The sequence below is a fragment of the Streptomyces cyaneofuscatus genome (assembly GCF_033109485.1).
In the GTDB taxonomy this organism is placed as follows: domain Bacteria; phylum Actinomycetota; class Actinomycetes; order Streptomycetales; family Streptomycetaceae; genus Streptomyces; species Streptomyces cyaneofuscatus.
This window is the reverse complement of sequence record NZ_CP137002.1, coordinates 5,410,501-5,433,834: the sequence shown is the minus strand read 5'-3', so window position 1 is coordinate 5,433,834 and position 23,334 is coordinate 5,410,501. Positions and strand designations below refer to the sequence as shown.

Genomic DNA, 23,334 nt, shown 5'->3' with positions numbered 1-23,334 from the left:
ACCTCTTTCCTCACGGTCCCCAGTCCACCTGGGGGGAGCGGTAGAAGCCGATCCCCAGCTCGGTCAGCCGCGGCCCCTGGGCGGCGAGCCGCACCTTGTACGTCTCCCAGTCCCGGGCCGCCGCGGGTGACCAGCCGATCTCGGCGGCGCCCAGCAGCCGCGGGAAGGCCATCGCCTCGATCTCCGTGCTGTCGGTGAGCGTCTCGGTCCAGATCGGCGCCTCGACCCCGAGGACGGCCTCCTGCGGAGCCCCTTCCAGGTAGGTCCCGGGATCCCAGTCGTACGACCTCCGCACCTCGACCAGACCGGCCCAACTCAGGCCCAACGGCGTGTTCTTGGTGTACTTCATGTCGAGGTAGACCCGGTCGGCGGGCGAGAGCACCAGCTTGGTGCCGCCCTTCGCCGCGTCGGCCACCTGCTTGCGCTCGGCGGCGCCCGTGCGGTCGTACCCCCAGTACTGCGCCACCGCCCCCTTCACCGGCACCGCGCCGGTCAGCTGGTGCCAGCCCATCACCGTCTTGCCGTACCTGCCGACCACCGCCTGGGCCTTCGCCATGAACGCGACGTAGTCCTCATGGCTGGTGGCGTGCGCCTCGTCGCCGCCGATGTGGAGGTACTTCCCCGGAGTGAGCGCCGCCACCTCGCGCAGCACGTCGTCCACGAAGTCGTACGTCACCGGCTTGGGCACGCAGAGCGAGCTGAAGCCGACCGTGGTGCCGGTGTAGAGCGGCGGGGCGACCCCGTCGCAGTTCAGCTCGGCGTAGGAGGCGAGGGCGGCGTTGGTGTGGCCGGGCAGGTCGATCTCCGGGACGACCTCCAGGTAGCGGGAGGCGGCGTAGCGGACGATCTCGCGGTACTGCGCCTTGGTGTAGTACCCGCCGGGCCCGCCTCCGACCTCGGTGGAGCCGCCGTACGTGGCGAGCCGGGGCCAGGAGTCGATGGCGATCCGCCAGCCCTGGTCGTCGGAGAGGTGCAGGTGCAGCTTGTTGACCTTGTAGAGGGCGAGCTGGTCGATGTAGCGCTTGACCTCGGCGACGGAGAAGAAGTGGCGCGAGACGTCCAGCATCGCGCCCCGGTAGCCGTAGCGCGGCGCGTCCGTGACGGTGCCCCCCGCGACCTTCCAGGGCCCCTTCTGCCGGCTGTCGGCCTCGATCCGGTCCGGGAGGAGCTGGCGCAGCGTCTGGACGCCGTGGAAGAGCCCGGCCGGGGCGCGGGCGGTGATGGTGAGCGCGCCGGGCGTGGAGCGCAGCCGGTACCCCTCCTCGCCCAGGCTCCGGTCCCGGGAGCCCAGCTCCAGCCGGATGCCGCCGGGGCCCGGCCGGTCGGTGACGGGCAGTGCGTAGCCGGTGGCGGGGCGCAGCAGCTCCGCCAGGTAGGTCCCGATCCGCCGCACCTCGGCGGAGTGGCCGGGCACCCTGATCGGGGTCGTGGAGGTGATGGCGTACGGGGAGCCGCCCGGCACCACCCGCGCGGGGACGGGCACGAGCTGCCCGAGGGGGCGGGGTGCGGAGGCGGCGGCGACGGAGGAGGTCGCGGCGGTGGAGGAGAAGGCGGCCGCCACGACGATCAGCAGGGTGGCGAGGAGCCTGGGGAGGGGGCCGGGCCGGGCTTTCCAGCTCCTACGTTGCCGTCGCTGTCGCTGTCGCTGTCGCACAAGCTTGTCCCTTCGACGGGTCCTACCTGTGGATCTCTGGCCGGTGGAGCTCGGGGCCGAACGAACGCCCGTCATGCCTATCGCGCGGCCGTGGACGGGTCAAGGACCACGGCCCGCCCCCGGTGGCCGGCTGGCAGAATCGCGGGCATGGCAGAAATCATCCAGCGCGACGGAACGTGGACGTTCGACGGGGAGACGGTACGCATCGTGCCGGGGGGCAAAGCGCATCCGCTCCGGCTGGCGCTGGGTGAACTCGCCGTCCCCGTGGAGGCCTTGGCCGGTATCTCGTTCGAGCCGGACCGCAAGGGCGGCCGGCTGCGGCTCCGGCTGCGCGGGGGCGCCTGCCCGGTGCTGCGGGCCGCCGACGGGCGCCTGAAGGACGGCGCCGACCCGTACGCCCTGGCCGTGGAGAAGGACCGTACGGGGGTGGCGGAGTACTTCGTCGACGAGGTCCGCAACGCGTTGCTGATCGAGCAGGTCCCCGAGGGGCCGGTGGACCGCTTCCTGCTGCCGGGGCCCTCGCTGCCGGTCTCCGGCGGGGGCAGCGACGGTACGGCGTCCTTCGACGGCGAGACCGTGCGGCTGACCTGGAACTGGAAGGCCGAGGAGTCCAAGACCGCGAGCGGCCCGGCCACCTTCCCGCTGGCGCGGATCGCGGGGGTTCGCTGGATGCCGTCGATGGGCCTGGAGAACGGCTACCTGCGGTTCGAGCCGGTGGACGGGCCGGTCTCGGCCCCGCCGAAGTACGACCCGTACTCCCTGGAGCTGTGGGGGCTGTCCAAGAAGGAGTACACGGCGGTCGCGGTCGCGGCGGCGGTGCTGGCCCGGCTGCCGCAGGCCCGTACGGCCGTGGACGCGCCCGCCGGGGCCCCGGCCCTCACCAAGGCACCGGTGCCCGCGCCCGCCGCCGTACCGGCCGCCGACGACCACGACGTGCTGCTGCGGCGGCTGCGGGAGCTGGGCGAGCTGCACCGGGCCGGGGTCCTCACGGACGAGGAGTTCAGCACGGCGAAGCAGGCGATCCTGAGCCGTATGTGACCGTTGCGTGACCTCGCAGCACTCCTTTTCCGGGCCCTCCTGCCCGATATCGGGCAGATTTCTTGCGTAAGAGCGCCCCGGCACGCAATATCGACGGGTGCTTGAACGCCGCTCGTCGCACGACGACCTCATCGACCACCTCGTCCGCTCCACCGCGCTCCAGCGCGGTGAGGCGGCCCGGGTGATCCTCGACGTGCTGGCGTACTTCGACGAGAGCACCGACGACTTCGTCCGCCGCCGCCACCGCGAACTGCAGTCCGGCGGCCTGGTCAACACGGAGATCTTCGAGCGGATCGCGGCCGAGCTGCCGCACCGCGCCGTGGCGCCGCCGGAGCTCTCGCTCCGCCAGCTGCGCCGCATCGTCTACGGCTGACCGGCCGCGGCAGGTCGGCCGGGGCGCCCGTGCGGGGCGCCGAGCGCATGCATGTACGTGTACGTCGAGGAGGGGCAGAGAATCTCATGTGCGGGATCGTCGGATACATCGGGAAGCGTGACGTGGCACCGCTGCTGCTGGAAGGCCTGCAGCGGCTGGAGTACCGGGGGTACGACTCCGCGGGCATCGTCATCACCAGCAAGACGGCGGCGGGCAAGCCGGGCACGCTGAAGATGGTCAAGGCCAAGGGCCGGGTCCGCGAGCTGGAGGCCAAGGTCCCCAAGCGGTTCGCCGGCACCACCGGCATCGCGCACACCCGCTGGGCCACCCACGGCGCCCCCAGCGACGAGAACGCCCACCCGCACCTGGACGCGGACAACAAGGTCGCCGTCGTCCACAACGGGATCATCGACAACGCCTCCGAGCTGCGCGCCAAGCTCACCGCCGACGGCATCGTCTTCCTCTCCGAGACCGACACCGAGGTGCTGGTCCACCTGATCGCCCGCGCCCAGGCCGACACCCTGGAGGAGAAGGTCCGCGAGGCGCTCCGCCACGTCGAGGGCACCTACGGCATCGCCGTGATGCACGCCGACTTCAACGACCGCATCGTGGTCGCCCGCAACGGCTCCCCCGTCGTCCTCGGCATCGGCGAGAAGGAGATGTTCGTCGCCTCCGACGTCGCCGCCCTGGTCGCCCACACCCGCCAGGTCGTCACGCTGGACGACGGCGAGATGGCCACCCTGAAGGCCGACGACTTCCGTACGTACACGACGGAGGGCTCGACCACGACGGCCACGCCGACCACCGTGGAGTGGGAGGCCGAGTCGTACGACATGGGCGGCCACGACACGTACATGCACAAGGAGATCTTCGAGCAGGCCGACGCCGTGGACCGCGTCCTGCGCGGCCGGATCGACGACCGGTTCTCCACCGTGCACCTGGGCGGCCTCAACCTGGACGCCCGTGAGGCGCGCGGGGTGCGCCGGATCAAGATCCTCGGCTGCGGCACCTCGTACCACGCGGGCCAGATCGGCGCCCAGCTCATCGAGGAGCTGGCCCGCATCCCCGCCGACGCCGAGCCGGCCTCCGAGTTCCGCTACCGCAACCCGGTCGTGGACCCCGACACCCTGTACGTGGCGGTCTCCCAGTCGGGCGAGACGTACGACGTGCTGGCCGCCGTCCAGGAGCTGAAGCGCAAGGGCGCGCGGGTGCTGGGCGTGGTCAACGTGGTGGGCTCCGCGATCGCCCGGGAGGCCGACGGCGGTACGTACGTCCACGCGGGCCCCGAGGTCTGCGTGGTCTCCACCAAGTGCTTCACCAACACCGTGGTCGCCTTCGCGCTGCTCGCGCTGCACCTGGGCCGCATCCGGGACCTCTCGGTCGCCGACGGCAAGCGGATCATCGACGGGCTGCGCCGGCTGCCGGAGCAGATCAGCGAGATCCTGGCGGGCGAGGACGAGATCAAGCGGCTGGCGGCGGAGTACGCCGAGGCCAAGTCGATGATGTTCATCGGCCGGGTGCGGGGCTACCCGGTGGCCCGTGAGGCGTCGCTGAAGCTGAAGGAGGTCTCGTACATCCACGCCGAGGCCTACCCCGCCTCCGAGCTGAAGCACGGCCCGCTCGCGCTGATCGAGCCCGCGATGCCGACCGTGGCGATCGTGCCGGACGACGACCTGCTGGAGAAGAACCGGGCCGCGATGGAGGAGATCAAGGCGCGCAGCGGCCGGATCCTCGCCGTGGCGCACCAGGTCCAGGAGAAGGCGGACCACACCATCGTCGTACCGAAGAACGAGAACGAGCTGGACCCGATCCTGATGGGCATCCCGCTCCAGCTCTTCGCGTACCACACGGCCCTGGCGATGGGCCGGGACATCGACAAGCCGCGCAACCTGGCGAAGTCGGTCACGGTCGAGTAGTCGGTCGGTACTTCGTACGTGAGTTGGGCCCCGCACCGTCGTGTCGAGACGGTGCGGGGCCCAACTCGTTGCGTGGCGGGGGCTTCTGGCGGCCCCTCAGAGCTGCTGGAAGGCCTCAGGGGATGACGACGACAGGGCGCTGGGCGCGGCGGGCGAGGCGGCCCGCCACCGAGCCGAAGATGCGGCCGACGATGCCGTGCGTGGAGCCGACGACGATGGCGTCGGCGGAATACTCGCGGCCGACCTCCTCCAGCTCGTGGCAGATGTCGCCGCCGCGCTCCACCAGCACCCAGGGCACGTCGGAGAGGTAGTCGGCGCAGGCCAGCTCCAGGCCGAGGACCTCGGTGCGGTGGTCGGGGACGTCGACGAAGACGGGGGGCTCGCAGCCCGCCCAGACCGTCGTCGGGAGCCGGTTGGCCACGTGGACGATGATCAGACCCGAGCCCGACCTGCCGGCCATGCCGATCGCATAGGCGAGGGCCCGCTCGCTGGACGTGGAGCCGTCGAAACCGACCACGACTCCGTGCCGGAAGGCGGGATCGCACGCATGGCGTGCTTCTTCGACCGTCCGCGGCTCCGACCGGGGGTCGGCTACCTGCTTGCGGTCTTTGGGTTCAGGGATTTCGTGACCGGCCATCGGTGTCTCGGCGAAGAGAGTCCTCGTGAGGAGGGAGCGGTTTCGAGAGGTGCGTCAGCTGATGGTGTGGCTCTGTCCGGGAATCATCTTCCCAACCCCATACCCCCAAGGGTACGGCGTCACTCCTCAGCTGCCCAGACCCCCGCAAAAGCACGCGTGACGTTGGAGGGAGCATGCCCGAGGCGGTCCGGTATGGCAATGCCGGTTGTGTCGTACACGGGCCTCGGGGGCTCCGGACGAGGGTGACCGCCCTGTTTTCCGGGGCGTCCGGCGGTCGCGCGGACCTGGCGGCCGCCGCGCCGGCGGGCGGCGCCGGCCGTCGGCCCGTACCGCCGATTCTGTGCGCCCGCCGCCCATCGGTCGGTAATCCGGCCGCCGTCGCCCCGGAGGCCGGTCACACCCCGGCAGCCCGCCGCGTTCGGCCGCGGGACCCCGAACACGCCACGTCCCGCCGGGCCGAGGGAGCGCACCGGGGCGGCCGTCAGGCGGAAGTTGTGCGCCCGGCGTGACTGGAACCCGCGCACACAACCATCTGTTTTGAGCCAACTTCCTGTCCGGACCGAACCTTTCACGGAATGGCCGGAGAGCCCACCGCCCACCAGGCAGGAACGGACCGCGCGGTACGCTTTCACCCGACGCGGACGGGCCACCTTCGTGAAGGGCACTTCCCTGTGCACTTCACGGGTGGAACGCTTCGTGATCGAACGCTTCACGCCACGTGTCCTTATCGACTTAACGCCGGTGGGGGAAGGTGTCCCGGCGGGGCCACGCGACGCAGTAGATTCGATCTTGAAAATCGGGGGGCTGGGGAACCGTGCGAAACCGAGGGGAAACGTGCAGGAGCGGCAGGCCCGTAAGGACCAGGGAGACGCGAACACCGAGGGGGGCTTAGCGTCATGAGCCAGGACTCCGCCACCGCGACGGAGGCCGCACGCAAGCTGACCGGGCGGCGACGCCGGGAAGTCGTTGCCGTGCTGCTCTTCAGCGGCGGCCCTATCTTCGAGAGCTCCATCCCGCTCTCGGTTTTCGGAATCGACCGGCAGGACGCGGGAGTTCCCCGCTACCGCCTGCTGGTCTGCGGCGGCGAGGACGGACCGCTGCGCACCACGGGTGGACTCGAACTGACCACGCCGTACGGCCTGGAGGCCATCAGCAGGGCAGGCACCGTGGTGGTGCCCGCCTGGCGGTCGATCACCTCGCCACCGCCCGCCGAGGCACTGGACGCGCTGCGGCGCGCCCATGAGGAGGGCGCCCGCATCGTCGGCCTGTGCACGGGAGCCTTCGTGCTCGCGGCGGCCGGACTGCTGGACGGCCGGCCGGCCACCACGCACTGGATGTACGCGCCGACGCTGGCCAAGCGCTATCCGTCGGTGCACGTCGATCCGCGCGAACTCTTCGTGGATGACGGCGATGTGCTGACCTCCGCGGGTACGGCGGCGGGTATCGACCTCTGCCTCCATATAGTCCGCACCGACCACGGCACCGAGGCGGCGGGCGCACTCGCCCGCAGGCTCGTCGTACCGCCGCGGCGCAGTGGCGGACAGGAGCGCTACCTGGACAGGTCTCTGCCCGAAGAGATCGGCTCCGACCCGCTCGCCGAGGTCGTGGCCTGGGCGCTGGAGCATCTGCACGAGCAGTTCGACGTGGAGACGCTCGCGGCGCGCGCCTACATGAGCAGGCGGACCTTCGACCGCAGGTTCCGCTCGCTCACGGGGAGCGCACCGCTCCAGTGGCTGATCACCCAGCGGGTGCTTCAGGCACAGAGGCTGCTGGAGACCTCCGACTACTCGGTCGACGAGGTCGCCGGCCGCTGCGGCTTCCGCTCACCGGTCGCGCTGCGCGGGCACTTCCGCCGCCAGCTCGGCTCCTCCCCCGCCGCGTACCGGGCCGCCTACCGGGCCCGTCGTCCGCAGGGGGTGGCGGAGAGCGCCGCGACGGTGCTGGAGACGGTCGTGCCCAGCCAGGGCTCGCCGTCGGGACGCAGGGGCGCTCCGGTGCCGTCCGGGGCCCCGGTCTCCATGGCGGCGTCGGCGGGCTCCTCGGAGCACTCGCTGCCGGTCCCCGACGCGTACGTTCCCGGGCGCCCGGCCCTGCCGGGACAGCGGAGCGCCCCGTAGGGTGGGGCGCATGAACGACCGCATGGTGTGGATCGACTGCGAGATGACCGGGCTCTCGTTGACGGACGACGCACTCATCGAGGTGGCCGCCCTGGTCACCGACTCGGAGTTGAACGTGCTCGGCGACGGGGTGGACATCGTGATCCGCCCGCCGGACGCGGCCCTGGAGACCATGCCCGAGGTGGTGCGGCAGATGCACACCACCTCGGGCCTCCTCGACGAGCTGGCCGGGGGCACCACCCTGGCCGACGCCGAGGAGCAGGTCCTGGCCTACATCCGCGAGCATGTGAAGGAGCCGGGCAAGGCCCCGCTCTGCGGAAACTCGGTCTCCACCGACCGCGGCTTCCTGGCGCGGGACATGCGGGAGCTGGAGGGCTACCTCCACTACCGGATCGTGGACGTGTCCTCGGTCAAGGAGCTGGCCCGCCGCTGGTATCCCCGGGCGTATTTCAACAGCCCGGAGAAGAACGGCAACCACCGGGCCCTGGCGGACATCCGCGACTCCATCACGGAGCTCCGCTACTACCGGGAGGCGGTCTTCGTCCCGCAGCCCGGCCCGGACTCGGAGCGCGCCAAGGAGATCGCGGCGCGCCACGTGGTCCGCGCCACACCGTAGCGGAGCATCCGCACCACACCGTAGAAAACCGCTGGTCACGGGCGTGCGAGCGGCCGCGGACCGGCCCCGGGAAACGGGGGCGCGAGCACCCTCCCGGACCCTGTACACTTTTTCTCGGCCGGTCGGAAACGACCGGACGACATGGTGGGTATAGCTCAGCTGGCAGAGCACCTGGTTGTGGTCCAGGATGTCGCGGGTTCAAGTCCCGTTACTCACCCTGAGGGAAGGGCCCTGGTCTTTGGACCGGGGCCCTTCTTCGTGTGTGCTCTTCTTCGTGTGCGCTCTTCCGGTCAGGTCAGAACGTGACGTCGGAGCAGGCGTAGAAGGCGTTGCCGGTGTCCGCGATGGTCCAGACGCCGAGGATCAGGTGCTTGCCCGATTTCTGCGGCAGCGCGCCCGCGTGCGTGACCGTGGCACCCGGCTGCCGGCCGCCGAACGGCACGGTCAGGAAGGGCTGCGGCTCCAGGTCGGCGCGCGTGAGCGGCTTCGCCGGGTTGTACCCGTCCTTGGTGACGTAGTACCGGAAGTCGGTGGTGGCGTGCCGGGCGGTGATCCGCCACTGGAACGTGTGGCTCTGACCGGCCCGTACGGCGGAGGCGGGCCAGCCCCCACCGCGCGGGTCGTCCAGCTCGGCGAACCGCTGGTTGCCTCCGGCGCAGATCAGCCCGTCACGGGGACCGCCGGCCGGGAACCCCTTGAGGCCCTCGACGCTCGGCGGCTCCCACTGGATCTGCCCGCAGTTGCGGAGGGTCCCATTGCCGCAGAGCTGCTGCCGACTGACGGGCGAATCGGTGTAGCCGTGACCTTGCGCACTGCCGGAGGTGGCCAGCAGGGAGACCCCGGCGACGCCGAGGCCGAGAAGTAAGGCGGTGATCTTTCTGCGCATGTGGTGCTCCTGAGGTGAGGGGTGGAGCTTGCGGACAGATGGATCGGGGGATCTGCGGATCCGAATGGATCGGCAGATCCCCGGCCGGGCCGGTGCGGCGGCTCGCCACACTTGGTCTAGACCAAGATGGAGGCTAGTCCTGCCTTTTGGTCATGTCCATACCACCTTGTTCACGCCCTGTTCTCCGTGTGGAGTATCGCCGCCCTGGCGGCCCATGCCAGGATGCTCTGTCCTCGCATGGACAGGCCGAGCCGGTTCCAATGGAAGATCACGTGGTAACTGAGCACCTGCCGCAATCCACGGTCGAGCGTCCCTTCCCTGACGGCGCTACCGAGTGCCTCCCCCATGTCGCGGAAGGCATCGGCCCACTCGGCGATGGGCTCAAGCGGCCCACCGGGGCGCACTAGGGCATCGCTGTCGGCCAGAAGCAGGGGGCGGATCTCCTGAGCATGGGCGTTGAGGCGGCCCGTCGGAACATCGCTGATGGCCGATCGGTGCTCGCGCGTGATCACGCGGTGCCAGACGTCCCCTTGCTCGTACCACTCCAGCCCGGCAGCGCGCATCATGATCGTGCAGAGGAGGACGGACAGTTCCCGCGGTCCCACGCCCAGGTCGCCACGGTGCCGCAGCTGCTGCGCCTCCCGGCTGTCGGTGATGAAAAGGGCGTGTGCGCCCGCCATGCCGGCCGTCCCCCCGAACGCTGCGGTCTCCGGCTCGTAGATGCCGGGCCACCACCGTTGCAGGCGCCCGTCGGAGACAAGGCGGTCGAAGCCTTCGGCGATGGGCACTCCAGCTCCTGGTTCCGGCCGTACGCGAAGGCGCAGGCGCCAACAGGGGTGCTTCCGGGTGTACCACCAGCCGTCGATGATCCGGGCGTCTTCCGCCTCTCGCAGCATGGGCAGCACGTGGGTGGTGAAGGTGGTGTCGGCGTTCGGCCAGTCGGTGAAGTGGAGGTACACCTGCCACCAGCCGGTGGCGGAGGTGTGACGGTCCAGGGCCTCCCGGCCTGCCCGGTCGTAGACCGCGACCGCATCGGACAGCACCACGGGGTCCATCCGGTACTGGGCTGCCGCTTCGGCGAGCGGCACGCCGATGAGTACAGCGTGGACCGCCATCTGCACCGGGTCCGGCTCCGCCTGAGTCAGTTGATCAAGAGACATGCGTCCCATCCGGTGATCGGAGTCTGCTGCGCGACGAGAGTGGTGAGGGCGAGGGCGGTGCCGGCGTCGCCGTTGATCAGCCCGGCCACCGGGAGCCCACCGGGCCGGGCCTGCGAGGCGAGGGTGGCTCCGAGGCTCCCCACGAGGTTCTGCAAGCGGGGGTCGAGGGCATCGGCGGCAGCTCGGACGGCGGTCTGGTAAATGCCTGCCCAGCCGTGGCACAGACCGGCGTCAGCAACATGAGCGAGCTGCTCGGGGTCGGTCAGGGCCCGGTACAGGGCATCCTCGTAGAACGCCTGGAGCGCGGGGGCCCGCAGGGCGAGCCCGGCAAGTTGCCCGGCCCGTGCGATGCCCGTCGTTCCGTAGCACCAGCTGGGCCGGGCGGGAGCGTCGTGGTGAGGGCGCCCCCGGTCGAAGTCGCTCCGCGAAAGGTGTTCGGGCCACCACGGGCCGAACGGCCCTTGCTGGCACCAGGCGTCAAGGTGTTCACAGATGGTCCACATGGCATCTTCGTGGCCGCCGACCGTGATACCTCGTCGCAGGGCTTGAGCCAAGAGGAGGAGCGGGCCGGTGATGCCGTGCGCGGCACCGAAGTTGCCGTGGCCGCCGGGGAAGTGAGGGGATTCGCCGCGGGCGGGGTCGTGGCGGACCCACCAGCCGGGCAGGCCACGGCCACCGGGAGCGAGCGGGCGGGTCAGGGCGACAAGATACCGAAGGACCCGTTCCAAGGCAGCGCCTTCGGGGTCGGTGCGCAGGAGGTAGGCCCCGATGCCGGTGAGTCCGTAGAAGACGTCGTACTCGGCGAAGGAGGGCAGCCCGCGGCTCTTGATGCGTGTGAGTGCGACATCCACGCGGCGGTGGGCGAGGTCGGTGATGTGGCGGTGGAGGGTCCTGCGCGCCGGGTCGTACAGGTGCTGGAAGGGCGGCGGAACAGTGGCGAGGAGGAAGCCGACGGCGGGGGCGCCGAGGAACAGGCCTGTGGTGTCGGCCGCGCTGATCGGTCCGGCGGCTGCGGCGTTGATCCACCGGTGAGCGGGCTGCCAGGAGCTGCCGTAGTGTCCGGCCATCTCGACGTGCAGCAGGCTGATCCCGGCGGCGCCGTCAGCGAGGGACTGCACCACCCAAGGCTCGTCCGGGGGTGGGGAAGCGGGTTCTGCCAGCTGGGTTGTGTACTGCTCCAGGATCCCTGCGGCAATGACGGTCGGCGCGGTCATCGGCTCGCCATCCGGTGCTGAAGCGCCGCAGTCCGTACGAGCCGTAGCGTGGTCGCCTCGGCGCTCGGGCTGACGCCCAGTGCCCGGACGTGGTGCTGGTGCAACAAGGACCGGGCTACGGCGAGCGGGTCGCGCTCCCCGGCCAGGGCGTGCCTGTAGGCGTCCAGGGCAGCAGCGCGCGCCTGCCACGTCTCGGTGACGAGGGAGCCGCCGGGAAGAGTCGCGAGAGCGGCGGCACCTTCCGGAGCGGCGAGCTCGAGCACCTGATTTCGCAGGGTCCGGTCCAACCGCCCCTTGCCCTGAGGGAGGTTCCGCACCAACCATTCCTCGGCTGCGGCAATGCTCGGCGCTAGGTGGGTCACGAGGTGCAGGGCGCTCGTCGCGGCGAGTGCCTGAGGGGCGAAGGTGTCCGCGCGCTCGGTGAGCTGGATCTGCGCGACGGCTGCGGCGGAGTCCGCTGCGAACACCTGGTGCGCGGCATCCATGGCCGGCCCGCCGCCGAAGCGCCCGGTCTGCGGACGGTAGGGAGCCAGGACGAGACCGGACGCCAGACCGAGCCCGTGCAGACTGTCCGCCCAGATACGGAGGTGATCAGCTGCCGCCCCGTATGTGCCCGGCAGCAGGTGCAGCATGAGGTCGAGGTGCTGGTCGGCGTCCGGGCGGGCCATCTCCCGGTAGCGGGTGAACCACCAGGTCGGAGGGGGCTCACCGAACGCGGCGAGAAGGCGGGGCAGGTGGCGACCGAGGATCTCTTCATAGCGGCGCGGGTGGGTGTGGAGCTGCGCGAGGAGGACCTCGTCGGCACCGGGAAGGTGTCGGCCGAGGGTAGCCGGTGGGGTGGGGTGCGGCCGGGACACATCAGTGGTCTCGGGCTGGGACCGGCCGAGGGAGAGCCAGATCTCGTGTGCCCGCCCGATCCAGCCGTGGGCGTCGCCGTCCGGGACCTCGCGCAGCTCCAGGCGCCGGGTGCTGTCGAGGTGCGTACGCAGCAGCCGGCGGTGGACAGGGTGGGACAGGTCGAGGGGAAGGCGCTGGTCGTACTCGATCATGGCGACCTGCACCGGGACCCGCATCCGGCCCCGCCAGGCATCGAAGGCGTGCTCCCACTCCGGAGTCGGAGCCTTGCGGCCCGGCAGGTCGTCGGCCATCAGCAGCCATCGGGCCTGAGCGAGGAGGGTGCGGCGGTAGCGCACCCGTGGCAGGAACGGGAGCCGGGAGCCGGCTCCGAAGTCGAACGGCTTGTAGGCGGCGCACCGCGCGCCGGCCACCTCGGCGAGGAAGCGGGCCAGCGGCGGGGTCTGGGTCCCCCCTTCCAAGGCGTGCAGGACCCGCATGTCGATGCACCGGCCGGTGGAGAGCTGCACGAGGGAGAAGGTGCGTGAGTCCGCGGTGACGGCGATGTCGGCGAGTTGCATGGCCCTCTCGTTCCTCCCTCGGTGACCGGACAGTTCGAGGACGTTCGGCAGCAGGCGTGGTGTACGGGTGACGTTCTCGTTGCGACGGCGTCGTGGGGTGAACACGAGCTGTGTGGGGAGAGCCCCCGGGACCCCGTGATACGTGGCGGCGAGTGCTTCCTGTTCCTCGGGCCGCAGCACATGCGCGAAGCGGCCGGCCATGCTGCTGCCGGGCCGCGGCACCGCGGTCAGCAGCACGTCGAAGGAGCCTCGCGTCAGAGCCGTGGTGCTGGGGGCGTGGACTTCGAAGGCGGCCTCGACCCGGGGCACGAACAGCCGCTCGTCACTTCCCGCGGCCTTCTCCAAGGCGGCGACCGTCTCGTCCGTGAGACGGAGTTCATCGCGGCCGTCCAGAAGAACTTGCTGCACCATGGCGAGCAGCAGTTCGTCGCGATCGGTGAGCAGTTTCGGCGCGGTGCCGCGCTCGGATCCGACGTAACCGGCAGGCAGGCCCAGGCCGCTGTCGGAGACCAGTTCCATCACCGGCACCAGAGCGCCGACACCGTACCGAGCCCGGAACCGACGGTGGTAGTCGCGCCAGTGCTGGTAGCCGTAGGGCTGTGGGGTGGTCCTGTACAGGGCCGACAGGGCTGCTTGCACTTCCGCGATCACGGGCTGCGGGAGCTGGGTCTCGCAGTCGAGCGCGGTGTCGATGAGCAGCGGTGTCGGAGTGACGGGGGTCAGGGCGCGCATCCGTGCGGCGAGGGCGCTCACTCCGGTATGGGAGAACGTCGGCTGGTGTGCGGATACGTCCTCGCGCACCGCGTACAACGCGTGGACCAGGTCCCGTACCTCCGGGACGCTGTCCGCCTGGTGCCGGTCCAATTCGTGGCACAGGTGCTGGAAGGCGTCCACGGTGGTCATGGGCGCCCACAGGCTGGTGATGAGGAACTGCTGCTCGACCAGGCTCATGAGGAGAGCGTCGATCTTCTCGGGCGTGGCCTGCGGGAAGTCGTCGCGCAGGCGGCCGTGGAGGTCGCTGAAGGGAATGGGTGCGCGGGCCACGTCCATCGCGGCAGCCACCGGCCGGGTATTTCGGACGGATACCTCGACCGGGGCCAGAAGAAGGGCGTGTCCGTCGGAGGGCGGCCCCGGCGCCACGAGCCGGTCGCCGCGAGTACAAGCGACGTTGTTGGCGACGAGCGGTAACCGCTTCAGTAACCCGGGGCTGCGCTGGAGTCGGAGAACCATGTCGGTGACCCACTCGGCATCCGGCCGGATCGTAGCGCGGTGCTTGTCCCGCCAGCGCACGCTCACCCGGGGCCCCACGGATACAGAGGCGGTCCCGGCGAACAGGCCCAGCGGGGTCGGGCGGTGCTGCCACCGCAACAGGTAGGAAACCGTCGACAGCGCGGTGCGACGGACGTGCCGGGGCTCGGCCTGCCGGCCCCGGACGACGGCCTCGATGGCGTCGGACAGGGCGGGTGTGGCCAGCTCCAGCGCGCTGCGGAAGTCCTCGCGCTGCCAGATGCGGTTCAGCCATCCACGAGTGGCGGCCACGTTGTCCAGGTCGAGAGTGCGGGGGATGTCTGCCGGGCTGCGGCTGGTGGTGGCGCGCAACATCGCGGCGCCCTGCCACTGGTAGTCGGCGGCTGCTCGGGAACCCATGAGGCCCTTCTTCAAGCGAGCGGTAGGGAGAGGTGGCTGGGGGGCCGGACGCAGCGCCGCATCCGGCCCCCCAGCGAGCGGTGGCCTGGATCAGGCCGGGTCCTCCACGAAGGAGTTGCAGGCGGAGGAGCCGGTCGCGCAGGTGCTGCCGCAGCCGTCGCCGGTGGAGCACATGAGCTTGCCGTACGCGTGCTCGGCGATGACGACCTTCACGTCCAAGGGCGCGAAGTCCTCGTCATCCAGTTCCGCCGACGGGGCGGGCGGGGCCAGGGTGGCGCTCGTCATGATGGAGCCCTTTCTCTTCTTCGAGTGGTGCGGGACGACCTGGCTCCCGGCGTTACGCCGAGGGCCAGGAGAGCGAGATGCGGCTGTGCACCTTGTCGATGACCCGGTCGGCCGTGATCCGGTCATCGGGGGTGTCGGCCGGATGGACGCGGATGAGCGGGCTGGGGCCGCCGCGCCGGTGGGCTTTCCAGTCGCGGAGCACGTCGGCGAAGGTGTCGGCGAACCTTTCCGCGTTCGGCCCCAGGGCGTGAACGCCGTACTCGACGTGCTTGTTGTCCTCGGTACGTCGGGTGACGAGATAGGCGAAGGTGTCGTCCTCCACGGCAGCGAGGGCGAACCGCCTGTTCGTGGGAGCGACCAGACCCGTGTCCAGGTCTTCGTCCACGGCCATGGTGCAGAAGCCAGGCAGGCTGATCGCCAGCGCCATCTGGAGGGTGTCGAGGAGTTCCTGAAGTCCGATGGTGACGCCGGTCCACAGCTCGTGGCGTGGTGTGGTGACGGCGTTGTCCAGCCGATGCGGGTCGGCCGGGAGGCCGTCGTCGAACCGCAGCCCGATTTCCGGGGTGCCATTGACGAGGAGGAGCTCTTCCCGGTGGGCGGTAGAGCCCTGCATCGGAACGAAGCCGCAGATCCGCGCCGATTCGCTCTCCAGGTGAGTTCCGCGCTCGCCTGCGACCTGGATGAAGGCGACCGACCGGGTCAGGCCTCGCATCCGCAGCGGTACGACGAGCCGGCCGCCCTGTCTGAGCTGCGCGGTCCATGCCGGGGAGATGTCCCACGCTCCGGCGGTCACCATGACGACGTCCACGTCACCGAGGTCCGGAATGGGCTCGGCTGCATCGGCGGTGACGACGCGCACCCGGCCGTAGCCGTGCTCGTTCAGGAGTCGCCTGGCGCGGTCGGTGACAACGGGGTCGATGTCCACGGTGACGACTTCACCGTCCCCGCCGACGAGTTCGGCGAGGTAGGCAGCGTTCAGCCCGCCCGATCCGATCTCCAGCACCCGCATTCCGGGGCGCACCTGGGCCTGCTCCAGCATCATGGCCTGGATCTGCGGGGCGGAGACGGAGCTGAGCTGCACTCCCTGCTCGTCCGTCTTGGTGATCACGGCGGCATACGTGTCGTACGCCTTGTCCAGCGGGGCGCCGGGCGTGAACTCGTGACGGGGCAGCTTCCGCATGACAGCCTCGATCTCCGGAGAGGAGATAGTGCCGTCCGCGCACAGTTCATCCACCACCTTGTTGCGCAGGCGGGTCGCCTCGTCGGGGCCGACGGTCGTGTTCGCCATGAACTTCCTTCATCCGTAGGTGTTTGGAGGGAGAACTGCGTCAGCGTGCTGGAGGGCCAGGAAGCCACCTGGGCGGGCTCGGCTACGCTCACGCCGCACGCTCCGATAAGGCCATCGCGCAATGGACCGTGGTGCCGTCCTCGCTGGTATCCAGGTGGTCAGCGATGGCAGCGACCATGTGCAGGCCCCGCCCGTTCTCCGCCTCGATATCCATCGGGCGCGGGACCGGCCTGTTCGAGGAGCCGTCCTCGACGTAGAGGTGCAGGTGGTCGTCGTCGGCACAGATCCGGACATGGACCGCCAGGCCCGTCCCATGCTGCAACGCGTTCGTCACGAGTTCGGAGACAAGCAGTTCTACGTCGTCGACGTACGAACCCAGGTCCCACAGATCGAGCAGGGCGCAGCTCAAACGCCGCAATTGCTCAGGCCTACGCCGATCAGCGTCGGTCAGCGGCTGACCGGGCGGGGTCGTACGTTCCAGACTGACGGCACACAGCCGGACGACGGGGGCACTTCTCGCGCCGTCGAACGGCGGCTTCGGTACCGCTCGGCCAAGGGCGGTGAATGACATTGCCAGGTCCTCCAGCTCGTGGGGGTACGCGGCAACGCCGGGAGAGCCATGAATCCGCGTCCGAGCCCCATGTCGAAATGGCCAGTGACGACATGTTGGACCGACAACTAGGCCCCAACTGGCCTGAGTTCAGGCTAGTTGGGGCCAAGGCCTGACCCACGGTCAAGCTTGCGAGGTCAGCCAGCTTCCGTACGAGAGGAATGTGTCGGGCAAGCGACGATGTGCCGCTTCCAGACTCGCGTACGTCTCCCTCACCGCAGGGTGGTACTTCGCTTGCTGCGGAGCGGTCCTGCGCGCTTTGAGCAGACTGGCGAACGAGGCTTCGAGCTTCCCCATCCACATCTGCGAGCGGGCCACCTCGGCCCAGTGATGGCTGGTCCGCGATTTCGGCCAGTCGTGGGGGATGGCGAGTGTGTCTGCCGCCTCGACGGCCTTGTCATACTTATCGAGTTCGGCGAGGACCGACACCCGATGGACACCGACGTTCGTCCCGCCGAAGGCCATCCACAGCACCTTCGGCGACTCACCGATGCGGGCGGCAATGCTCTCGGCCTCAGCGAGGTGTCCCATGGCCTGGTCCTCGTCGTGAGCCCGGCCGGCCATCACCGAACCACCGAGGTGAAGCTGACCGGCCACGACTTCCCGCGCTCGCGAAGGGTCCGCCTGCCCGATCGTCCGCAGCCCCAGGTCGATGAGCCGCTGGCCGGTCCGAAGCTTCCCCTCTCGCAGATAGGCCAGGGCACGGAAGTACTGGTACGCACCTCCGAATACCGCATCGCTCGCGCGCTGGGCAGCCCAGTCCAACCGCGCGAGCGAAAGCTGCGCCAGGTCGGCGTATCCCAACTTGGTGGCCACGTCGTACGAGGTTCGGTAGAGGGAAGCGAGGACCAACCACCCGTCACTGCCACCGAGCGTGTGCGCTGCTGTGGTTGTCTCCTCGATCAGACCAGCAACGTCGCTGGCCGCCCGCTTGATCTCTCCTGCGCGAACGGCCGCGCACAACCCCTCGGACTCCTCCCGCAGAGTCTGGAGCGGACGTGCCGAGATGTCAGGGTCGGCGCCCAGGTCGTAGACGTCCAGCGCCTCTCGAATCGGCGCTATCAGGACATCGAGCTCATCGGCGCGCAAGTCATCCTTGTACGGCTGCCCCATGATCGTGGCAACCTCCACACGCATGGCGCGGGCAAGACAGGCAACGGCATGCGGGGTGGCCTCCAGCCTGCCCTGCTCGATCTTGGTCAGCGTGTTGTAGGGAACTCCGGCGAGGTCGGCCAGGGCGGTTTGAGTGAGGTGGCGTTCTCGCCGTAGACGTGCGATTCGCACTCCGGCGCGGTCTTGAGGCAGAGCGTGCATACCTGTCTCCTGTTCTGCTTCGACAGCAGAACGGTACCCGCGCGTTCGCTTTCGCGGACCACGACCGAACTCCGCGCCGCGTGCAGCGGAGTTCGGTCATTGATGGCCGCCAAGCTCATGGCGAACTACCCCACCCGCGTGGGGAAGACTGCTCGCTGTCCTTGCGGGCCCAGCCGCCGTCCGGAACACCCCCGCTCGCGCAGGGAAGACATCGTGGAGCGGTCCCGCCGGATCGCCGTCGACGGACCACCCCCGCTCGCGCAGGGAAGACTAGTGCCAGGGGGACTCCCTGACGCTCATGAGCACATGCTTTCAGACCTGAACCTCAGCAAGAACGACGGTCAGGCAGACCGCTCCGAAGCCGTCACGAGGAGTCGCGGACCACCAGCTCCGTGGGCAGCACCACCGTCGGCCGCTCCTCCCCCACGCGCCCCGCGATCTCCTCAAGCAAAAGCTGGGCCATCCGGCGGCCCATCTCCTCGATGGGCTGGCGGACGCTGGTGAGGGCCGGGTGCATGTGGCGGGCGACCACCGAGTCGTCGAAGCCGATCAGGGCCACGTCCTCGGGGATCCGGCGGTCCGCCTCGCGGAGGACCTGGCGGGCGCCGGCCGCCATCACGTCGGAGGCGGCGAAGACCGCGTCCAGGTGGGGGCGGCGGGCCAGGAGTTCGCGCATCGCCCGGGCGCCGCCCTCCTCGGTGAAGTCGGCGGGGGCGATGAGGCGTTCGTCCGGGGGCAGGCCCGCGGCGGCGAGGGCGGCGCGGTAGCCGTCCAGGCGGCGCTGGGCTCCGTAGACCTCCAGGCGGCCGGTGATCGTGGCGACCGAGCGGCGGCCGCGGGTGATCAGGTGCTCGACGGCCGCCCGCGCCCCGTCGAAGTTGTCCGAGTCGACCGAGGCGAGAGGCTCGTTCGCGTGCCTCGCGCCGCTGATCACGCACGGCATGCCGAGCTGTTCCAGCAGTTCGGGCAGCGGGTCGTCGGCGTGGACCGCGACCAGGAGGACCCCGTCGACCCGGTGCGCGGTGAGGTACTGGGCCAGCCGGCGGCGCTCGCGGTCGTTGCCCGCGAGGGTGAGGAGCAGCTGCATGTCGGTGTCGGCGAGGGCCGCGCCTACGCCGCGCACTATGGCGGAGAAGTACGGCTCGGCGAAGAAGCGGGTCTCCGGCTCCGGCACCACCAGCGCGATGGCGTCGGTGCGGTTGCCGGCGAGGGCGCGGGCCGCGCGGTTGGGGACGTAACCCAGCTCGGCGACGGCCGCCTCGACCGCCTCGCGGGTCGCTTCGCTGACCCGGGGCGAGCCGTTGATGACGCGGGAGGCGGTGCCGCGGCCGACGCCGGCTCTGGCCGCCACCTCTTCGAGCGTGGGCCGCCCGCCGTTCCGTACTCGCGCTGCCGCCATGGCTGCCTCCCCGTTCCCGGTCAATTTCTCACAGCCGTACAGTCAATCCAAGTCCTGGATCGATCACTCCGACGAGCGTACGGACAGTGTATTGGGAGCGCTCCCAAGACCGGGTGGAGGTGTGGGCCCCGGTCTGTCACCACCGGGGCCAACAGCGCTCAGGGCGTCACGCCTCCGGCGGCAGTCCGTGGCGGGCGATCACCTCGCTGTACCAGTGCGCGCTCGCCTTGGGGGTGCGGCGCTGGGTCGCGTAGTCGATGTGGACCGCGCCGAACCGCTTCGCGTAGCCGTACCCCCACTCGAAGTTGTCCATCAGCGACCAGAGGAAGTAGCCGCGTACGTCGGCCCCGTCGGCCACCGCCCGCTGTACGGCGGCGAGATGGCCGTGCAGATAGGCAATCCGCTCCGGGTCGTGGACCTGGCCGTTCGCGTCCACGGTGTCCTCGAAGGCCGCGCCGTTCTCGGTGACCATCAGCGGCAGGCCCGGGTTCTCGCGGGCCACGTCCATGAGGAGGGCGTGGAGGCCGTTCGGGTCGACCGACCAGTTCATGGCCGTACGCGGCTTGCCCTCGGCGAGGTGGAACGCCACGTGCTCCGAGCCCGGCCACGGGGAGTGGTCGCTGCTGCCGTGGCCGTCGTTGCGGGTGTCCCCGGCGCCGTCGGCGGGCGTGGAGACGATGGTGGGCGTGTAGTAGTTGACCCCGAGCACGTCGATGGGGGCGGCGATGGCGGCGAGGTCGCCGTCGTGGATCAACTCCGGCCAGTTCACGATGCGTTCGGTGTCGGTCAGGAGGTCCTCCGGGTACGCGCCGTGCAGCATCGGGCCCGTGAAGATCCGGTTGCCCACGGCGTCGATCCGGCGCGCCGCGTCCGCGTCCGCTTCACTGCCGGTGAGCGGGCGAACCTGGTGGAGGTTGAGGGTGACCGAGGTCTGCGCGGCAGCGGGGAGGTGGGTGCGCAGCGCCTCGGTCGCCCGGCCGTGGGCCAGGTTGAGATGGTGGGCGGCCCGCAGGGCTGCGGCCGGCTCGGTGCGGCCGGGGGCGTGGACCCCGGAGCCGTAACCGAGGAAGGCCGTGCACCAGGGCTCGTTGAGCGTCGTCCACATCCCGACCCGGTCGCCGAGCGCGCGGGCCATGATGGCCGCGTACTCCGCGAACCGTTCGGCCGTCGCGCGCTCGGGCCAGCCGCCCGCGTCCTCCAGCTCCTGGGGCAGGTCCCAGTGGTAGAGCGTGGCGACGGGCGTGATGCCGGCGGCCAGCAGCTCGTCGACGAGCGCGCGGTAGAAGTCCAGGCCGCGTTCGACGGCGGGGCCCCGGCCGGTGGGCTGGACCCGGGACCAGGAGACGGAGAAGCGGTACGCCTTGAGGCCGAGCCGCTTCATCAGCGCCACATCGTCGCGGTAGCGGTGGAAGTGGTCGGCGGCCACATCCCCGGTGTCGCCGTTCTGGACCTTGCCGGGGGTGTGGCTGAAGGTGTCCCAGATGGAGGGGGTGCGGCCGTTCTCGGCGGCCGCCCCTTCCACCTGGTACGCGGCGGTGGCGGCGCCCCAGATGAAGCCGGTCGGGAAGGGGGCGGGGGCCGCAGAGGCCTGGCGCGGGGCAGTGTCGGATCGTACGACTGTCATGTGGGAGCGCTCCCAGAGGAGTAGAGGGGGAGGAGTGAGGTGGAGAGGGGGTGGGGTGGTGCGGTCGGGGGTGACCGCACCACAAGGTGGCGTCAGAGGCTTACCGCACCTCCCGTAGTGGCGTCAGCCCTTGACCGCGCCCGACATGATCCCGCCCACGATCTTCTTGCCGAAGAGCACGAACACCGCCAGCAGCGGCAGCGTGCTGATCAGCGCGCCCGCCATGACGATGGACTGGTCGGGGGTGTACGAGGCGCTGAGCTGGCCGAGGGCCACCTGGAGGGTCGGGTTCTGCTGATTCAGGGCGAGGTAGGGCCAGAAGAAGTCGTTCCACGCCTGGACGAAGGTGAGCATCCCGAGCACCATCATCGCGGGTCGGGCCACCGGCAGCACCACGCTCACCACGATGCGGAAGTTGTTGGCCCCGTCGATCTTGGCCGCCTCGATGAGCTCGTACGGCAGCGCCTCGATCAGGTACTGACGCATGAAGAACACGCCGAACGCGCTCACCAGCGTCGGGAAGATCACCGATTCGAGCTGCCCGCCCCAGCCGAGGCCGGACATCATCATGAAGAGCGGGACCACGCTGAGCTGCGGCGGGATCGTGAGCGTGGCGATGACGGCGGTCATCAGCCAACCGCGACCCCGGAAGCGCATCTTGGCGAACGCGTATCCGGCGAGCGTGCAGAAGAACAGCGTCGCGACCGTGATGGACGACGAGACGATGATGCTGTTGACGATCGCCTTGCCTAGGTTGGCCTGCTCCCAGGCCGTCTGGACGTTCTCCAGCAGCTTTCCGCCCGGCAGGAACGGCGGGGTGGAGGCGAGGACCTCGTCCTGGGTGCGGGAGGCCGCCACCAGGGTCCAGTACAGCGGCAGCAGCGAGCCGAAGCCGACGACGGCGAGCGCGATGTACGCGAACGGGCCGCCCTTCATCTGCTGGCCGGCGCCCATCCTGAAGCGGCGGGGACGGTGCGGGGCACTGCCCTTCGGAGGCGGCGCGAGCTTCACCGGGGCGGTGGGGGTGGGGCTGGTCATGGTCATCGGGTCGCTCCCGTTCGGACCGCGGAGTCGGACGTGCGGACGACGTAGCGGCCGATGAGCCAGTTGACGGCCGCGATGAGGAGCAGGAGCGCGAGCATCGCCCAGGCCACGGCGGCGGCCGGACCGAGATGGCCGAGGTTCCAGCCGTAGTTGTAGAGGTAGATGCTGAGCGTCTCGTACTGGTTCTCGTTGCCGCCGGTGGCGCCCATCGCGCCGCCCTCCAGCAGCAGCGGCTCACCGAACAGCTGCATGGAGCCGATCGTCGAGATGACGATCGTGAACAGGATCGTCGGCCGCAGCGAGGGGATGGTGACCTTGAGGAACTGCTGCCAGCGCGAAGCACCGTCCAACGAGGCTGCCTCGTAGAGGTCGTTGGGCACCGCCTGCATCGCCGCCAGGTAGATCAGCGCGTTGTAGCCGGTCCAGCGCCAGATCACGATGATCGAGATGGCGAGCTTCGAAGTCCAGTGCCCGTTGGCCCAGTTGACCGGGTCGAAGCCGACGAGGCCGAGGGCCCAGTTGAGCAGTCCGCCGTCCGCCCGGAAGACCAGCGCGAAGACGAGGGCGGCCGAGGCGACGGAGGTCGCGTACGGCGTGAGGATGATCGTCCGCCAGAACGTGCTGGCGCGCAGGCGGTAGTTGAGCAGATGCGCGAGGCCGAGGGCGATCAGGAGTTGCGGGACGGTCGAGATGACACCGATGAGGAAGGTGTTGCTGACCGAGGTCCAGAACTCCGGGTCGTGCAGGATCTTGTCGAAGTTCTCCCAGCCCACCCATTCCATACTGTCCAGGCCGGTCATCGAGACCCGGTGCAGGGCGATCCAGCCGGTGTAGAGGAGCGGGTAGAGGCCGAAGGCCCCGAAGATCAGGAAGAACGGCGCGATGTACGCGTACGGGGACGCCTTGTCGTCGAACCGCCACAGCCGGCTGCGCCACAACTGCCGCCGCTCGGACGGTGGTTCCTTCTGCGGTTCGCGGGGCGGGGTGGTGTGTGCGTCCCGGGTGGGGGTCGAGGTTGCCACGGGCGGGAGTCCTTCCCTGGGGGCGCTCCGCCGGAGGTGGACGGGCGGGCGGAATGTATGGAGGAGCGGGGCCGG

The 23,334-nt window shown here is 70.1% G+C and carries 19 protein-coding genes and 1 tRNA gene; 6 read left to right on the top strand and 14 right to left on the bottom strand.

The window, feature by feature from the left end; all coding sequences use genetic code 11:
* Positions 1 to 10: 10 nt before the first annotated feature.
* On the bottom strand, positions 11 to 1,483 hold the full coding sequence (locus tag R2B67_RS23960) for a beta-N-acetylhexosaminidase (protein ID WP_381074054.1): 1,473 nt from the start codon (positions 1,481 to 1,483) through the stop codon (positions 11 to 13).
* Between the two features lie 318 nt (positions 1,484 to 1,801).
* On the opposite strand from R2B67_RS23960, the gene R2B67_RS23955 reads away from it, so the two are divergent.
* From R2B67_RS23955 to glmS, 3 genes are all read left to right on the top strand, one after another.
* Positions 1,802 to 2,692, top strand: a complete 891-nt coding sequence (locus R2B67_RS23955) for a DUF4429 domain-containing protein (protein WP_317820937.1) — start codon at positions 1,802 to 1,804, stop codon at positions 2,690 to 2,692.
* A 97-nt stretch (positions 2,693 to 2,789) separates the two neighbouring features.
* Positions 2,790 to 3,065 carry a hypothetical protein gene (locus tag R2B67_RS23950; protein ID WP_003968990.1) on the top strand — a complete coding sequence of 92 codons (276 nt, stop codon included), beginning with the start codon at positions 2,790 to 2,792 and terminating at the stop codon, positions 3,063 to 3,065.
* Between the two features lie 86 nt (positions 3,066 to 3,151).
* Positions 3,152 to 4,981 (top strand): glutamine--fructose-6-phosphate transaminase (isomerizing), encoded by a 1,830-nt coding sequence (gene glmS / locus R2B67_RS23945; protein ID WP_317820930.1) that lies wholly within the window; start codon positions 3,152 to 3,154, stop codon positions 4,979 to 4,981.
* A gap of 115 nt (positions 4,982 to 5,096) precedes the next feature.
* Here the strand turns inward: glmS and R2B67_RS23940 are convergent, their stop codons facing one another.
* Positions 5,097 to 5,618 (bottom strand): universal stress protein, encoded by a 522-nt coding sequence (locus tag R2B67_RS23940; protein ID WP_026241330.1) that lies wholly within the window; start codon positions 5,616 to 5,618, stop codon positions 5,097 to 5,099.
* Positions 5,619 to 6,514: 896 nt separating this feature from the next.
* Between R2B67_RS23940 and R2B67_RS23935 the strand changes: the two genes are divergently transcribed.
* The 3 genes from R2B67_RS23935 to R2B67_RS23925 all read left to right on the top strand — a co-directional run bounded on the left by R2B67_RS23935 (position 6,515) and on the right by R2B67_RS23925 (position 8,568).
* On the top strand, positions 6,515 to 7,735 hold the full coding sequence (locus R2B67_RS23935) for a helix-turn-helix domain-containing protein (RefSeq protein WP_109977840.1): 1,221 nt from the start codon (positions 6,515 to 6,517) through the stop codon (positions 7,733 to 7,735).
* Between the two features lie 10 nt (positions 7,736 to 7,745).
* Positions 7,746 to 8,351, top strand: a complete 606-nt coding sequence (orn, locus tag R2B67_RS23930) for an oligoribonuclease (protein WP_317820927.1) — start codon at positions 7,746 to 7,748, stop codon at positions 8,349 to 8,351.
* Between the two features lie 144 nt (positions 8,352 to 8,495).
* A tRNA-His gene (locus R2B67_RS23925) sits at positions 8,496 to 8,568 on the top strand.
* A gap of 78 nt (positions 8,569 to 8,646) precedes the next feature.
* Here the strand turns inward: R2B67_RS23925 and R2B67_RS23920 are convergent.
* The 12 genes from R2B67_RS23920 to R2B67_RS23865 form a co-directional block, all read right to left on the bottom strand.
* Complete coding sequence (locus tag R2B67_RS23920) at positions 8,647 to 9,237, bottom strand: lytic polysaccharide monooxygenase auxiliary activity family 9 protein (RefSeq protein WP_317820926.1); 591 nt, start codon at positions 9,235 to 9,237, stop codon at positions 8,647 to 8,649.
* A 170-nt stretch (positions 9,238 to 9,407) separates the two neighbouring features.
* Positions 9,408 to 10,397, bottom strand: a complete 990-nt coding sequence (locus R2B67_RS23915; RefSeq protein WP_317820924.1) for a thiopeptide-type bacteriocin biosynthesis protein — start codon at positions 10,395 to 10,397, stop codon at positions 9,408 to 9,410.
* Entirely contained in the window at positions 10,379 to 11,611 is a 1,233-nt protein-coding gene (locus R2B67_RS23910) for a lanthionine synthetase C family protein (protein WP_317820922.1), read from the bottom strand. Before R2B67_RS23910 ends, R2B67_RS23915 begins: the two co-directional genes overlap by 19 nt.
* A complete protein-coding gene (locus tag R2B67_RS23905) occupies positions 11,608 to 14,673 on the bottom strand; it encodes a lantibiotic dehydratase (RefSeq protein ID WP_317820920.1) in 3,066 nt (1,021 codons plus the stop codon). Before R2B67_RS23905 ends, R2B67_RS23910 begins: the two co-directional genes overlap by 4 nt.
* 90 nt (positions 14,674 to 14,763) lie before the next feature.
* Positions 14,764 to 14,958 carry an FxLD family lanthipeptide gene (locus R2B67_RS23900; protein ID WP_317820918.1) on the bottom strand — a complete coding sequence of 65 codons (195 nt, stop codon included), beginning with the start codon at positions 14,956 to 14,958 and terminating at the stop codon, positions 14,764 to 14,766.
* Between the two features lie 52 nt (positions 14,959 to 15,010).
* On the bottom strand, positions 15,011 to 16,246 hold the full coding sequence (gene fxlM, locus R2B67_RS23895) for a methyltransferase, FxLD system (RefSeq protein WP_317820917.1): 1,236 nt from the start codon (positions 16,244 to 16,246) through the stop codon (positions 15,011 to 15,013).
* An 88-nt stretch (positions 16,247 to 16,334) separates the two neighbouring features.
* Complete coding sequence (locus tag R2B67_RS23890; protein WP_317820915.1) at positions 16,335 to 16,817, bottom strand: ATP-binding protein; 483 nt, start codon at positions 16,815 to 16,817, stop codon at positions 16,335 to 16,337.
* A gap of 162 nt (positions 16,818 to 16,979) precedes the next feature.
* Complete coding sequence (locus R2B67_RS23885; protein WP_317820913.1) at positions 16,980 to 18,170, bottom strand: helix-turn-helix domain-containing protein; 1,191 nt, start codon at positions 18,168 to 18,170, stop codon at positions 16,980 to 16,982.
* 364 nt (positions 18,171 to 18,534) lie between these two features.
* Positions 18,535 to 19,569 (bottom strand): LacI family DNA-binding transcriptional regulator, encoded by a 1,035-nt coding sequence (locus R2B67_RS23880; RefSeq protein WP_026241329.1) that lies wholly within the window; start codon positions 19,567 to 19,569, stop codon positions 18,535 to 18,537.
* Between the two features lie 166 nt (positions 19,570 to 19,735).
* Positions 19,736 to 21,193 carry a GH1 family beta-glucosidase gene (locus R2B67_RS23875; protein ID WP_317820911.1) on the bottom strand — a complete coding sequence of 486 codons (1,458 nt, stop codon included), beginning with the start codon at positions 21,191 to 21,193 and terminating at the stop codon, positions 19,736 to 19,738.
* Between the two features lie 123 nt (positions 21,194 to 21,316).
* Positions 21,317 to 22,237, bottom strand: a complete 921-nt coding sequence (locus tag R2B67_RS23870; RefSeq protein ID WP_317820909.1) for a carbohydrate ABC transporter permease — start codon at positions 22,235 to 22,237, stop codon at positions 21,317 to 21,319.
* Positions 22,234 to 23,259, bottom strand: coding sequence for a carbohydrate ABC transporter permease (locus R2B67_RS23865; RefSeq protein WP_317820907.1), 1,026 nt, complete (start codon positions 23,257 to 23,259; stop codon positions 22,234 to 22,236). The genes R2B67_RS23870 and R2B67_RS23865 overlap by 4 nt, the downstream gene beginning before the upstream one ends.
* Positions 23,260 to 23,334 lie beyond the last annotated feature (75 nt).

Bases quoted from the DNA above. Each gene is read 5' to 3' on its own strand.
- R2B67_RS23910 (WP_317820922.1), bottom strand. From the start codon at position 11,611: ATGACCGCGCCGACCGTCATTGCCGCAGGGATCCTGGAGCAGTACACA.
- orn (WP_317820927.1), top strand. From the start codon at position 7,746: ATGAACGACCGCATGGTGTGGATCGACTGCGAGATGACCGGGCTCTCG.
- R2B67_RS23920 (WP_317820926.1), bottom strand. From the start codon at position 9,237: ATGCGCAGAAAGATCACCGCCTTACTTCTCGGCCTCGGCGTCGCCGGG.
- R2B67_RS23940 (WP_026241330.1), bottom strand. From the start codon at position 5,618: ATGGCCGGTCACGAAATCCCTGAACCCAAAGACCGCAAGCAGGTAGCC.
- R2B67_RS23880 (WP_026241329.1), bottom strand. From the start codon at position 19,569: ATGGCGGCAGCGCGAGTACGGAACGGCGGGCGGCCCACGCTCGAAGAG.
- R2B67_RS23955 (WP_317820937.1), top strand. From the start codon at position 1,802: ATGGCAGAAATCATCCAGCGCGACGGAACGTGGACGTTCGACGGGGAG.
- fxlM (WP_317820917.1), bottom strand. From the start codon at position 16,246: ATGGCGAACACGACCGTCGGCCCCGACGAGGCGACCCGCCTGCGCAAC.
- R2B67_RS23935 (WP_109977840.1), top strand. From the start codon at position 6,515: ATGAGCCAGGACTCCGCCACCGCGACGGAGGCCGCACGCAAGCTGACC.
- R2B67_RS23890 (WP_317820915.1), bottom strand. From the start codon at position 16,817: ATGTCATTCACCGCCCTTGGCCGAGCGGTACCGAAGCCGCCGTTCGAC.
- R2B67_RS23885 (WP_317820913.1), bottom strand. From the start codon at position 18,170: ATGCACGCTCTGCCTCAAGACCGCGCCGGAGTGCGAATCGCACGTCTA.
- R2B67_RS23870 (WP_317820909.1), bottom strand. From the start codon at position 22,237: ATGACCATGACCAGCCCCACCCCCACCGCCCCGGTGAAGCTCGCGCCG.
- R2B67_RS23875 (WP_317820911.1), bottom strand. From the start codon at position 21,193: ATGACAGTCGTACGATCCGACACTGCCCCGCGCCAGGCCTCTGCGGCC.
- R2B67_RS23905 (WP_317820920.1), bottom strand. From the start codon at position 14,673: ATGGGTTCCCGAGCAGCCGCCGACTACCAGTGGCAGGGCGCCGCGATG.
- glmS (WP_317820930.1), top strand. From the start codon at position 3,152: ATGTGCGGGATCGTCGGATACATCGGGAAGCGTGACGTGGCACCGCTG.
- R2B67_RS23900 (WP_317820918.1), bottom strand. From the start codon at position 14,958: ATGACGAGCGCCACCCTGGCCCCGCCCGCCCCGTCGGCGGAACTGGAT.
- R2B67_RS23915 (WP_317820924.1), bottom strand. From the start codon at position 10,397: ATGTCTCTTGATCAACTGACTCAGGCGGAGCCGGACCCGGTGCAGATG.